Here is a 13,272-nt window from a genome sequence, read left to right as displayed (position 1 = left end):
TCCATACGCGGCGGCCAGCGCGATGGCCCCGAGCGCGACTATCGCCACCGGCCAGGCGATCCATTTATAGATAATCCCGAATCCGTCGTGGAAATATTCTTTCGTCAAAAGCAGGCAGAAGTGCACGGGCGAAAGCAGCATCCCCGCGTACGCGAATCCGTACGCAAGGACGACGACGCTCACGAGCGGCAGCCCCGCGCCGTGCGCAAGTCCGATCAGCACCGGGAAGCTCACGCCCACGGCCGCGATCTGGATGCCCGTGATCATCCCGACGAGGAACGGCAAGAGCATCACCACTCCCCAAAGCGGGACATGCCACGCCTGGAACTCCGCGACGGTGCGGCCCACCAGCCCCGCGGCTTCGAGAAGATCCTTGTAATAAAGCACCAGCACGACCATCAGCACCATCTCGAAGTTCTTGCGGTTGGCGAAGTCGCGCAGGAGATTCCCGGCGCGGATTTTGTCCGCTAATACCGTGTACAGAATCGAAACGACGAGCGCGAGGATTATCGCGGTGCGCGGAATCGGCTCGGTTATTTCGAAGCCGAAACGCTTGACGCCCTCGCGGAGAAGCTCCAGCCCGACGCCGCCGATTATCACGATCGTAATCGGCGCGAGCTGGCGCACGAGGCCGCGGACGGTTCCCGCGGGCCGCGCGGCGAATCCGTTGCGATTATGCGCGGGCGGAGAATCGAGTCCTTCGGCGGAATCCGAATCCGGATTTCCCGCTGCTTTTTTCGGCTTCGGAAACAGGAACAAAAGCCCGGCGATTACCGAAATCGCCGTGTACGGGATCATCGACGCGATGAAAACGCCCGTCGAAAGCCCGGAGATGCCCATCGCGATGATGACGCCGGGGTAGAGCGGCCACCAGTATTCCCAGATGTGGCGGAACCAGTAGTTGATCGCCGAGAACTGGCCCGGCAGGTGCGGCAGGTCGCGGCCCGCGGCCTCCACCATAGGCGCGCTGAACACCGCGCCGCCGGGCATCGGCAATAGCCCGATGAGCGCGGGGAACGCGATCAGCCGCGCGCGCGGCGAGGGACCCATGTCCACGAACCGGGAGACGATGCGGTCAAGCCGCCCGCCAAGGCGCAACGCGTCGCTGAACAGCAAAATGAGGACGATCGTGAGGACGACCGAGACCATGTCCAGATTGCCGCAGGTTTTGCCGAGCGTTTTCCATGCGAGCGCGGGCGCGACTCCCGCGAGCGCGGCGAGGACGACGATGCCCGCGGCGAGCCCCGCCGCGAGCGGGACGCGGAACCGCATCAGGATTACGATGACCGCGAACGAAAGCAGGATCAGGACGACCGCCGGCACGGGGGGAGATGTTACCACCGCGCGCGAACAAAAGGCGGGCTTTGGCAGTCTTTCTATCCGGGTAAACGTTCACGCCGGTCGCGGGTTTATACTTGTCGTTGCGGGCGGTTTTTCAGTCCGCCGGAGGAATGCGATGCGCAATTTTCGGCTGCAATTCCAATACGCGGCGCCGGCCGCGATCCTGGTTCTCGTTTCCTTTGTCGCGGTTTTTTCATGCTCCAAAGCGCGCCCTGCGCACGACGCCGCGCTGGTGCTCAATTCGGGCGAAAACGCAAAGGAAGTGCGGGGAGACGACAGCGGAGGCTGGTACAACGCCTCGCCCGGCTCCACGGCGGCGGAAGCCCCACAGTCGCGGCTAGCGTCCGGCGACTCCGCAGCCATGGAAATAGTCGAAGCCTCGCTCGACTGGATGGCCACGCCGGCGGTCGCCGCGGAGACGCAAGCGATGATGGTTTACAACGGCAACGTCGCGCTGACCGCGAAAGAGCCCGCGGAAGCCGCGAAAACTATAAAAGCAATCGCGGCGCGCAAGGGCGGCTACACTTCCAGCGAAAGCCAGTCCGGGAAAGACCGCACGTTGAGAATCGGGATAACCGTCAAAATGCCGTCGCGCCACCTTTTCGACTTTCTGGACGAGCTTGCGACGGTCGGCGACATCGAGACGAAGGACATCAGCGGCCAGGACGTCGGCCAGGAGTATTTCGATTTGAAGGCGCGTAGGGATTCGCTTGAGCTGTCCTACGCCAGGCTCAAAGAATTGCTTGAAAAAACGGGCAAGCTGTCCGACCTGCTCGCCGTCGAGCAGGAAGTAAGGCGCACCGAGGAGGAGCTCAACCAGGTGCTTGGCCGGATGAAGCAGCTTGAAAACTGGGTTTCCTATTCGACCATAGATATCACCATCACTCCTTTCCCGGTGCCCGACGTCTTCGAGAAGCCCAAATTTTCGTGGCTGACCAACACCGCTTTCGGCAAATACTGGAATTCGTTCCTTGTGTTCGCAAGGGGACTTTGGCACATTGTCCTTTTCCTTACGGCATTCGCTCCGGTTTGGGTGAGCGCGCTCATCGTCGCGCTGGTGATCCGAAATGCAAGAAGGAGAAAAACCGCCCGCGCCTAAACCGCACGGTGCGGGAAATACCGCGGCAGACCGGATATTCGCGTGGCTTTCGAGAGCGCGAAGGGAGGAGCCGGAGTTCTTCTGGCTCGCCAATGCAGCGGTAATCTTTGCCGCCGCCTGGCCTGTTTTCGCCGCGACGGGAAGGGAGATCATGCTCGCCAGGCTTGCCCGTGCAACTGCGGAGCTGAAATCCAGCTCGCATGCGATTCAGCTTGCCGTCGAGCGATACGCGGTGGACAACGAGGGGCTTTATCCGGCGGATTTGGACGAGCTGGTCAGGCTGGGTTACATGGACAGGTTTCCTCCCAACCCTTACTACGGGCTGGTTGCGGACGCGCCGCCGGTGATGGATCAGGCTTTCGAAGGCACCATACGCGCCGGCCAGGTGGTTTACGCGGTAAACGGCTACAGGGACAGATATGTGATCGCCCCTCTGGGATGGTGGGCGGCGGGAAAGCCGCTCGATCTTGCGGAATACGCGCCGGATGTTTTGTTCGAATATTGACCATCGTTGTCAACCGGCCATGTTGATAACCCTTGCCGCTTTTGAGAGCAATAGTCACTTTGCTGAAAAATTGCGCGCCAAAAACGCGAGTTCATGGCGCCTCAAGCGTTTGCATTTGTGAAAGAGCGGTGTTTTGCGAACAAAATAATACTTTTCGCTTGTTAAGCCAATTTCACGGGTCGCTGGGTCAAGTGTCCGGAATTGAGGAATTTTCAGAGCCGGAATTAAAGCGGGAACCGCATGCGCGTGAGCTGTATATTGGCCGGAGTCAGTTCGGATGCGGCAAAATAAAGCATCGCCGCGCGCTTCGTCTTAAAATCGAATACCGTGAAAATCGCGTCGGCGCGCGAAATTTCAGCGTTTAGAGTCCTTGTTCTGGTATTATTAATTTGGGATCGCCGGAAGGCCCGGTGATGAACGTTCAAAGTTTGTGAATTCCTTGAAAATGACTAGCATTGGCATTCCGGGGCTTTACATCATCGGATTTGCCGTGGTAGCATCCCGGCGGCCAGGGGGACTGGTTTTGATTGTCGTCCTGCCGAGAAGGTTTTGCACCCGCAGGGATAAGATTCGCCTACGGGCAAAGGAGAAATTGTGATGGCAAATAAGAAAAAAGATGAAAATAGCTCAACCCAGATTGAACGGGTAAGATGGTTGCACGGCCAGGTGCTCGCGGGCGAGTACCCGAGCGCGCAGGATATGGCCGACCACTTCGACATCAGCCTTTCCACCGCTTACCGCGACATCGAGTATCTGAAGGACACGCTGGGCGCGCCCTTGGTGTACGACTACAAAATCAAGGGTTTCACGTACGGCTCCACGTTCAGCCTTCCGCTCGTCAAGCTGAAGGAAGGCGAACTCGTCAGCATCCTCGTCATGGAGCAGATGCGCAAGATGTACGAGGGTACCAATCTCGAAAAGCCCATTATGAGCGCCTTTGAAAAGGTTGCGGAAGGTTTGCAGGATCCGGTAAGCGTGGATTTGCGCTCTCTCGACAACATCCTCCAATTCAACATCGAGCCATTCCCGTCCGTGGACTTGAACCTTTTCGACGCCCTTGTGGACTTCATCCGCCACCGCATCACCGTCGTCCTCAAGTATTTCAGCGGACAGAAGGCGTACATCGCCGACAAGAAGGTGGACCCATACCACCTGATTTGCTACAAGGACAACTGGTACTTGATAAGCTGGTGCCACGAAAAGCAGGATCTGCGTGACTTCCTGGTATCGCGCATCCTTGCGGTCGAGCCTACCAACGCGACCTTTGAGTACCACCCGGACTACGACCTCGAAACCCACAAGCGCGAAAGCCTGCTCTTCCGCGGCAGCGAACGCAGCATCCGCATCCGCTGCGAGTTCGACAAGTTCGCCGCGCACTGGATAAGGTTGAAGAAAGTCCACCCGACCCAGCAGATTTTCGAACGCGAGGACGGCAGCATCGAAGTCACCTTCCTGGTCACGTCATACGAAAACATGCTCCGCTGGGTGCTCTCGTTCGGCGAGCATGCGCGCGTCCTTGAGCCGATAGACCTGATTTACAAGGTAAAGCGCAGCGTGGACAGGCTAGCCCAGCTTTACGCGCATGTCCCCGGCTACTACGATCAAATGGGCGGGCCGCCCTCCCGCCAGCGCTACCAGCAGCGCGGCTACGAAATCGGCCGTCCTCCCGCGGGCAGGGTGCGCGAGTACCTGCCCCCGCGCGGACGCGGCGGCTATGAGATAGGACGCGGCGGCTATGAAGTGCCCGCGCGTGGATACGATCCGGCGGCCAGAGGTTACGATCCCGGTGCGCGCGGCGGCTACGAACGTCCCGGCTACGAACGTCCCGGCTACGAGCGTCCGGGATACGAGCGCGGCGGCTACGAAAGGGGCGGGTACGAGCGCGGCGGCGGGTACGAGCAGCCTCCCCGCGGCGGCTACGAAATCGACCGCGGCCGGCCGGGAACAGGTTTCGGGCGCGGCGGTTTCGAGTACGATTATGGCGGCGGTTACGAGCCGGATCGCGCCGGGGAACCCGAGCCCCGCGCAAACGCTCCCGAAGAAGAGACCGAGAACGACGAGTAAATCGCCCGGCCTGATACCGGCTTGACTTTTTAATGCTCTGCGGCCGCTGGCGAATTTGCTATTCGTCCGGGTGCAGCAGCGCCTTCAGCTCCGCGACTTTTTCGCCTGCGAGTATCTTGGTCACGCCTTCCGGCTCCTCGTCGGTGAACCACTGCCAGTGCTTCAGCGCCTCTTCCAGTTCTCCCGATTCCTCGTAAATTCTCGCCGCAAGGAACCGCGCCTCCTGGTGCCGGGGATCGAGCTCGACCGTGTGCGCGATCTCGGCTTTCGCGCGGCTCCGGTCTCCGGATAAATACCGGGCCAGCGCCAGGGCGTACGAGTAATCCGCGTTTTCCAAATCGTCGTTCGCCGCGTTTTCCAGCAATTCCTGCGCGCGGGCCAGCAGGTGAGCTTTGGCGCTTTCGTCTTCCTCCGCCATCGCTTGCTCCAGCGCGACGAGGCCTTGCTCGAACATCCCGCCCGCGTCCGGAATCATCGCGGCGATTTCCGCGGCCTTGTCGAGATCGCCGGACAGCCTAAGCATCACCGAGTATTTCTTCAATTGGCCGGGCTTCAGGTCTTTTTCGCGTACCCTTCCCTCCGCGGCCTTCCATCCGGCGAGGCTGCCGAAGATGAACGCCTCCTCGAACAAGTCCTCCTGCCACGCGTCACCGGGGGGGGCGAAATCCGCGAAGAGCGCCTTCTCACCGCGGCTGGGCGCGTTCCGGAACCGCGCCTCGAAATCGTAATCGCCGTCCATCAGGAAATCGTACCGGTAGGGAAGCGCCATCGCGTAGTACTTGAGCGAGTCGAACGCGCGCTGCGCGGACGAGTAAGCCCCCTGCTCGAACAGGTAATGCGCAAGCGTGCGCAAAACCTGCGGATCGTTCGTCGCGTTGTATGCGGCGGCGTATGCGTTCACCGCTTCACGCTCGCGCCCGGCCTTGCGGTAAAGCTCCGCCAAAACCACGCCAAGGTACGCATCTCGCTTCAGCGCCTTGGAGTCTTCAAGCGCGGCTATCGCGCCGTCAAGGTCGCCCTTCGCCTCGCAAAGCTTGGATTCCCAAAGCGGAATGGATTCGTAATCGGGAGCTTTGGACTTTGCCTGCTCGAGTTTCTTTTCCGCAAGCTCGAACTCGCCCGCCTCGTAATGCCGGATGAGGCTTGCAAGGTAGGTCGCCGCGCCTTGCTCCACCATCCCGCGGCAGATGAACACTCCGGCGGATTTTCGGTCGAGAGTGCCGCGGGCGAACATCTCGTACCAGCGCTCCTTCGTGTACGCTTTGGCCGCGTTTTTGTAGGACTGCTCCAGCCAGTACAGCTTGTCGTCAGGATCGAGGAAGTAATACCACTCGGCCGCGAGGCCTGTTTCGGTTCCGCCGAGCGAATAGACCTGGGTGATTTTCTCGTAGTGTCCGCCGGCTTCGGACGTTTCCGTCTCGGAGAACATAAGCGGCCAGGCTGCTCCCGGCTCGAACCGCGCGGAGAGCTCCGGCAGCAGCACGCTGGCCGACACGACGAAAAATCCGAATGGCCCTTTTTCGGGAACCTTGTACACAAGCGTGTAAATCCCGTCCCCCCTGACGCGGTCGGGTGCCTTGCCGTCGTCGAACGCTTTCGCGCGGCCTTCTTTGAACATCCCGCCCGAAAAAACCACGCGCAGACTTTCGACCATCTCGCGGTGCGGCGGCAGCATCACCGGCACTTCGAACACGATTTCATGTCCTTCTCGGGCGGTGGACGGCGAGGCCTTTACTTCGCCCACGCTGAAATAGCCCGGATCGCGCCAATACGAGCTACCTTCCGAAGGAACGACGATTTCGCAAAGGTAAACCGCGTACCGGTTCAGATCCGAAAAGTAAACCGGAACGGCTCCATTGAACAGCGGTTTTGCCGTTTCGCCGGCGACGATATCGGCTTCGGTCATTCTAATGTCCATTTTGGACTGGGTTTTCGACTTGAATCCGCCGAAGATGCTGTATCCGGGAAGCCATTGAAAGCTGCGCCGGCCGAGGGGCGCTTCGAGGGTGTAGGCGCCGTTCTCGTCCGTGACGGTTTCGGAGAACAGGACTCCGTCAATCAGGATTGAAATCCTAACGCCCGTTAAGCCGATTCCCGCCTCATTTACGATCCTGCCGCGGACCGAGCCTACCGCTTCGCCGGCGGCCGCCGCGCGGGGAAAAAACAGCAAAATCGCCGCGATTGTCCAAATCGCGAAAGCAAAGGTAATACGCCGGTTAGGCATGGCCCGATCCATCCTTTCAAGCCGCAAGGGCAGGAATGGATTATACCCCGAAGGCGCCGCCCGCGATCATTTCCGGAAAAAGCCCGATAAATTGCAAATAAGAGGGGTAATTGACCATGTGGAGGCGCGTGCGGCTATTGCAAAGCGCCGAAAATCGTGCTATAAGTCGTCCGATTTTCCGCTTTGTGGGGATGCGGAAGGGTAGTTTTCAACAGGGTTACTAACATTTTGTCCACATTTGCTTAACCGGCGTGTGGATTTGTTGATAAGTTGCGCCGCCAGCGTACCTTTGAAATGTTTGTGAATGTTGGTAACTTGTTTCTCATATAAGCGTAGTAAATACCGGCACAAATTCCATGCGGATAATTTATTAACCGCCCGGTTTTGCGCCGGTTCGAAAGTTGTAAGTTTATTGTTGGAAGTTGTGGGAAGTCCTGTTAAGGGCCGCCTCCGCAGGCTCCCCGTTGCGAAGCAAAGGAGGTAGTGGAATGTCGATTGACCGCACAAATCAGCTTGCGGGTTTGGAAGGCGCGGAGTTCAAGGCCGCGCCCAAGCCGGGCGAGCTCACGATAGAGCGCCACTTCACCAGGGACGGGGTGGATCCATACGACCTGTTCGAATGGACGCGGCGCAAGGCCCAGATCACCAACGAGAAGGGCGAGGTGATTTTCGAGCAGGACGATGTCGAGGTTCCTTCCACGTGGAGCCAGATGGCGACAAACGTCGTGGTTTCCAAGTACTTCGCGGGCGCGGTGGACCTGCCCGGCCGCGAGACCTCGGTCAAGCAGCTCGTTTCTCGCGTCGCGGACACGATGTACCACTGGGGCCGCGCATGCGGCTACTTCGTAAGCGAGGAAGAAGCGCGCATCTTCCGCGACGAGCTCACCTACATCCTTGCGGGGCAATTTGCCGCGTTCAACAGCCCGGTGTGGTTCAACGTGGGCGTGGAGCCTAAGCCCCAGTGCAGCGCCTGTTTCATCAACAGCGTAACCGACTCCATGGAAAGCATCCTGAATCTCGCCAAGACCGAAGGGATGCTTTTCAAATTCGGAAGCGGGACCGGCACCAACCTCTCGCCGCTGCGCGGAAGCATGGAGCGCCTGCACGGGGGGGGCGTGGCAAGCGGTCCGGTGAGCTTCATGCGCGGATACGACGCGTTCGCCGGAGTGATCAAGAGCGGCGGCAAAACCCGCCGCGCGGCGAAGATGGTCATCCTCGACATAGACCATCCGGACGTGGAGGAGTTCATCAATTGCAAGGCCAACGAGGAGCGCAAGGCATGGGCGCTGATCGACGCCGGCTACTCCGGCGACTTCCGCGGCGAAGCGTATTCCAGCATCTTCTTCCAGAACGGAAACAACAGCATCCGCGTATCGGACGAGTTCATGCGCGCGGTGTTGGACGACCGCGAGTGGCAGACTCGTGCCCGCACCACTGGCCAACCGATGCAGACATACAAGGCTCGGGCGCTCCTCAAGCAGGCCGCCGAGGCCGCGCACTTCTGCGGCGATCCCGGAATCCAGTTCGACACTACGGTGAACGACTGGAACCCGTGCATAAATTCGGGCAGGATCAACGCGTCCAATCCGTGCAGCGAATACATGTTCCTGGACGACAGCGCGTGCAACTTGGCGTCCCTTAATTTGATGAAATTCCTCGACGCGCGCGGCGACTTCGACGTGGACGGCTTTATGCATACCGTCAAGATCGTTTTCCTCGCGCAGGAAATCATCGTGGACAACGCGAGCTATCCGAACGAAAAAATCGAAGCCAACAGCCACAAATTCCGGCCGATCGGACTGGGATACGCCAACCTGGGGGCGCTTCTCATGGCGGAGGGGCTGCCTTACGACAGCGAGGAAGGCCGCTCGTACGCCGCGGCGATCACGTCGCTTATGGGCGGCGCGTCCTATTTGACTAGCGCGCAGATCGCGTCGCGCATCGGGCCGTTCTCCGAGTTCGAGAAAAACCGCGAGCCTTTCCTTCGCGTTCTAAAGAAGCACCAGATCGCGAGCCAGCAGATCGACGCGAACCAGGTGCCGGATTATCTGCTCGCGGCCGCGCAGACGGTGTGGGACGAGAGCTGCAGGCTGGCCGCGACGTATGGCGTGCGCAACGCGCAGGCGACGGTGCTTGCCCCGACGGGCACGATAGCGTTCATGATGGACTGCGACACGACTGGCATCGAGCCCGACATCGCGCTGGTCAAGTACAAGAAGCTCGTCGGCGGCGGTCTCTTGAAGATCGTAAACCACACCGTGCCCCGCGCATTGCAAAAGCTCGGCTACCCGTCGCGCCAGATCGAAGACATCGTCGCTTACATCGACGCGAACGACACGATCGAGGGCGCGCCGCACATCAAAGAGCAGCACCTGCCCGTTTTCGATTGCGCGTTCCGCGCGGTCAAAGGCAAGCGGGCGATACATTACATGGGCCACGTGCGGATGATGGCCGCGGCCCAGCCGTTCCTGTCGGGCGCGATCTCGAAGACGGTGAACATGCCCGAGGACGCGACCGCGGAAGATATCGCGAACGTCTACATCGAGGCGTGGAAACTCGGCCTCAAGGCGATTGCGATTTACCGCGAGAACTCCAAGCGCAGCCAGCCGCTCTCGACGACGATCGAGGACGGGAAGAAAAAGATGGCCGGGCCGCCCCAGCCGGTGCGCCGCCGCCTGCCCGACGAGCGCGCCAGCATCACGCACAAGTTCAGCATCAGCGGCCATGAGGGATACATCACCGTCGGAATGTACGAGGACGGCTCCCCCGGCGAAATTTTCATAACGATGGCGAAGGAAGGCTCGACGATTTCGGGCCTGATGGACACGATCGCAACGATGACTTCGATAATGCTCCAGTACGGAGTGCCGCTGAAAGTGCTCGTCCAGAAGTTCAGCCACAACCGGTTCGAGCCGTCCGGCTGGACGAACAACCCGGACATCAAATACGCGAAGTCCATCGTGGACTACGTATTCAGATGGCTCGCGATCAAGTTCCAGTCTTCCGACGCGGTGCCGCCGAACGGGACGCACGAACCCGCGCCCGTATCCGAACCCGCGGCCACGATAGTCCAGACCGGGCTGCCGCTCGTCGGCAAGACCAGAGAGGAATTCGTGAACGAAACGCAGGCGTCAAGCTCGATCTGCCCCGAATGCGGGAGCATCATGACCCAGACGGGGAGCTGCCACACCTGCTCGAATTGCTTATACAACGAGGGCTGCGGCTAGCCACACACTCCGGCGACCGCCGTTCCTCCGCCTTTACCCCATACCACCGGGGGCTCCGAAAGGAGCCCCTTTTTTCGCGCGCAGGGGGGGGAGGGGGGAGGTATTTCTGCGAAAACTTGGAATTAGCACAAGCCACTAAAATGCAGGGGCGGGGAAGATATGCTTCCCCGCCCTTTCGTTCTAACGACTAATTGCAGGAATCTGCAAGCGATTATTAGTCGCTTCAAGATTGCTCCTTGTCGCTGCTTTTCGACGGAGTGCCTTTCACAATTGTCAGTTTGGGACCGGCAATTTCGGACAATGCCGCAATCACCTCGTAAGGAAGGCGAAACGTGCAAGCGCGTTCGAAGTATTCCACTTCGACAATTTTATCTCCTGCATTCCTTGCAAAAACCAGTTTGTCGTCCGCCAGCCGGATATAACTCATCAATTGGAAACCTCCTCTAAAAGGCAAATCGCAATTCACTTAGCGAGAAAAGACTGCAATGCTGCTTTAACAGCCGCTGCCCGCCGAAATCCATAAAGACATCTACGGATCCTCGTTGAGTTGAAGGTACCTTGGATTTGCTTGACCGGCCCACTCCACCAGGATGTACTCGTCCACTGGCACCTTACCGGTGTATAAAGTACCGCCCGAGAATTTGATGAAGGGCTGGTCCGTGTCGCTTTGGCTAAGCTCCAGAACTGGAATTGCCGCGGTTGTGCTGGTTTGCCTGCAAGTGACACGGGCATCCAATACTGAGACGACGTCTGCACCCAGAAGCACCTTATCGTTGCCGGCATCGGCAAAAATAATGGCCGCATGGGTGTCGCCTTCAACCCGGAAGTCTATGTCGCCGCCGTCTTCATTGAGAACTACTTCGGTGGTTGTGGCTTTTAAGATTTCCGCCATTTTGCTTACCTCCTTTTGCTGAGATTTGGTCTGACAATGGCATGTTCGACCGCATGCCTGGGAAAAAATCCACACAATGTCAGTAGTAGCTGCAGTAGTAAATGCCTCCGGTCATTCCGTAAGTGATTGCGGGCGAATTGTCAATCAAAGAAGCCTTTATTTCAAGAACCGATGCAGGGCTGATCTGCACTAGTTCACTCCACTGAAGGGGAAGCCCTGAAGGCGATGCAAAATAAACAACTCCAACTGGGTTGTATTCACCGCCAATCGGACCTCGCTGATAGGGAAGCAAAATTCGATCCGCACTGGCAATTATACAGGGCCCCTTATTCACGTTGGCGTCGTCCAATTTTTGCGGCATGATCCAACTTTCCCCGGAACCGTCGTTAGAATACAGAAAAAACAGGTCCTGCCCCTGAAATGAACTGTATGCGCAAAATAAACGGTCGTTCCAAAGCCCCGCTACGACTGTGCGTGAATCATTCGCGATTGGCCCGATTAATACCCATTCAGTGCACGCGGCATCAAATGATTTTGCAAATCTGAGTTCCTTGGATGCGAAGTCTACGTAAGCGACCGATATAATGCCATCGGCCAATATTACCCCGGCAATCCCGCTGTAGCCCGGTTTTCCCTGATCGTCAACCACTACAGGAGTGCCCCAAAAACTGCCGTCCGGCGATTCCGCCGCGACGAACATCAACGAACCGGACGACGCGTCAGCTTTGTAATAAAAAATGCCCGGATTACCGTTTGCCAATTGCAGCAGCACGCATTTCCTGCCCGAGTCCAGGTCCGAATCAACGACTACGGGTTCGTTCCAAATCGTTCCCGTCGAGTTCTGCGCGGCGGCGTACTTCAAGTCCCCGTTTGGTTCGTCGTAATATGCGACTGCCGGATTTCCGCCAATCATCGCCAAGCTCAAGTCGCCGGCAATATTCTCGCCTGAATCCAAAATCGAGGAGTTTGTCCAGCTTGTTCCCCGCTCATTCAACGCCCGGACATATTTGAGCGCGAAGTTGGTGTGGTCGTAATATGCGATGGCGGGAAGGCCGCCAACATCGTACAGGCTCACATCTTTGGCTTCTATTCCAGATGTTTGCGCCACAAAGCTCAGGTGAAAGCCTTTAACACTTAACAGAACGCTCTTCTCCGTGCTCGCGCCTTCCGAGTCCCACACCTTCACAGTCGCGGTCGTCGTCGGATACGGCACGGTGTACGTGTGCTCCTGAACCGGGCCGACGCCTTCCAAATCCCAAAGCCCGCCGTCGAAGTTCCAGTCGTAGCCGACAATCGTCCCGTCCGGATCGAAGCTTGCTGACGCGTCGAACGAAACCAAAAGCGGCGCATCCCCTTCAAGCGTGCTCGCGGTGAGAGCCGCGACGGGCGGCAGGTTATCGCCCGTATTCGGCAGAAGCGTGATCTGCTTCGTCGAGGTCGCGGCAGCGCCTTCGTTGTCCGTCACGCGCACCGCGAGAATAAGCGATCCCTCGGCTTCGTACGTGTGCTGGACGAATCCGTATCCGCCGTTGTCCGTCTCGAACGTCCCGTCCCCGTCCAAGTCGAACTGGAAATTCGCAATCGTCCCGTCGGGATCGTAGCTTCCCCGCGAGTCGAGCGATACTTCAAGCGGAACTTTGCCGGATGACGGCGAAATGTACAGAAGCGCAACGGGCTGCTCGTTGTACGGCGTGACGGTTAGCGAGAACGGAAACGACGCCTCGCCCGCGGAATTGGTTACTGTGAGCCAGCAGGAATACTCCCCCGCCGCGCCCAGAACGACGACGGGAGATTCATCGGATGACGTTGCAGGCTCCGCCCCCCCCCCGAAGTCCCACGAATAGCCAATCGGCTGCGTGCCGGTAACTGACGCGGTGAATGTAACCTGCTGTTCTTCCATTCCCGAAATCGGCGAGACGG

Annotated in this window: 9 protein-coding genes; 4 read left to right on the top strand and 5 right to left on the bottom strand. The window is 58.7% G+C overall.

Annotated features, from left to right (window positions below; genetic code table 11):
* Nucleotides 1-1,323, bottom strand: a 1,323-nt coding sequence (locus tag HRF49_10225; GenBank protein ID MEP0815027.1) for a DUF401 family protein, incomplete at its 3' end; no start/stop codon positions are given.
* Between the two features lie 133 nt (nt 1,324-1,456).
* On the opposite strand from HRF49_10225, the gene HRF49_10220 reads away from it, so the two are divergent.
* From HRF49_10220 to HRF49_10210, 3 genes are all read left to right on the top strand, one after another.
* Nucleotides 1,457-2,440 (top strand): DUF4349 domain-containing protein, encoded by a 984-nt coding sequence (locus HRF49_10220; GenBank protein ID MEP0815026.1) that lies wholly within the window; start codon nt 1,457-1,459, stop codon nt 2,438-2,440.
* Nucleotides 2,409-2,945 carry a hypothetical protein gene (locus HRF49_10215; protein ID MEP0815025.1) on the top strand — a complete coding sequence of 179 codons (537 nt, stop codon included), beginning with the start codon at nt 2,409-2,411 and terminating at the stop codon, nt 2,943-2,945. Before HRF49_10220 ends, HRF49_10215 begins: the two co-directional genes overlap by 32 nt.
* 597 nt (nt 2,946-3,542) lie before the next feature.
* Nucleotides 3,543-5,009, top strand: coding sequence for a WYL domain-containing transcriptional regulator (locus HRF49_10210; protein ID MEP0815024.1), 1,467 nt, complete (start codon nt 3,543-3,545; stop codon nt 5,007-5,009).
* Between the two features lie 58 nt (nt 5,010-5,067).
* On the opposite strand, the gene HRF49_10205 is transcribed toward HRF49_10210, so the two are convergent.
* A complete protein-coding gene (locus HRF49_10205) occupies nt 5,068-7,233 on the bottom strand; it encodes a hypothetical protein (GenBank protein MEP0815023.1) in 2,166 nt (721 codons plus the stop codon).
* A gap of 488 nt (nt 7,234-7,721) precedes the next feature.
* Between HRF49_10205 and HRF49_10200 the strand changes: the two genes are divergently transcribed.
* Entirely contained in the window at nt 7,722-10,460 is a 2,739-nt protein-coding gene (locus HRF49_10200; GenBank protein MEP0815022.1) for a vitamin B12-dependent ribonucleotide reductase, read from the top strand.
* Between the two features lie 223 nt (nt 10,461-10,683).
* Here HRF49_10200 and HRF49_10195 read toward each other — a convergent pair whose 3' ends face one another.
* The 3 genes from HRF49_10195 to HRF49_10185 form a co-directional block, all read right to left on the bottom strand.
* Nucleotides 10,684-10,887, bottom strand: coding sequence for a hypothetical protein (locus HRF49_10195; GenBank protein MEP0815021.1), 204 nt, complete (start codon nt 10,885-10,887; stop codon nt 10,684-10,686).
* Nucleotides 10,888-10,989: 102 nt separating this feature from the next.
* Nucleotides 10,990-11,352 carry a hypothetical protein gene (locus HRF49_10190; protein ID MEP0815020.1) on the bottom strand — a complete coding sequence of 121 codons (363 nt, stop codon included), beginning with the start codon at nt 11,350-11,352 and terminating at the stop codon, nt 10,990-10,992.
* A gap of 79 nt (nt 11,353-11,431) precedes the next feature.
* Nucleotides 11,432-13,252 carry a PKD domain-containing protein gene (locus HRF49_10185; protein ID MEP0815019.1) on the bottom strand — a complete coding sequence of 607 codons (1,821 nt, stop codon included), beginning with the start codon at nt 13,250-13,252 and terminating at the stop codon, nt 11,432-11,434.
* Nucleotides 13,253-13,272: the final 20 nt, after the last annotated feature.

Source organism: bacterium, from assembly GCA_039961635.1.
In the GTDB taxonomy this organism is placed as follows: Bacteria; 4484-113; 4484-113; order JAGGVC01; family JAGGVC01; genus JABRWB01.
This window is presented reverse-complemented; position numbering and strand designations above follow the sequence as displayed.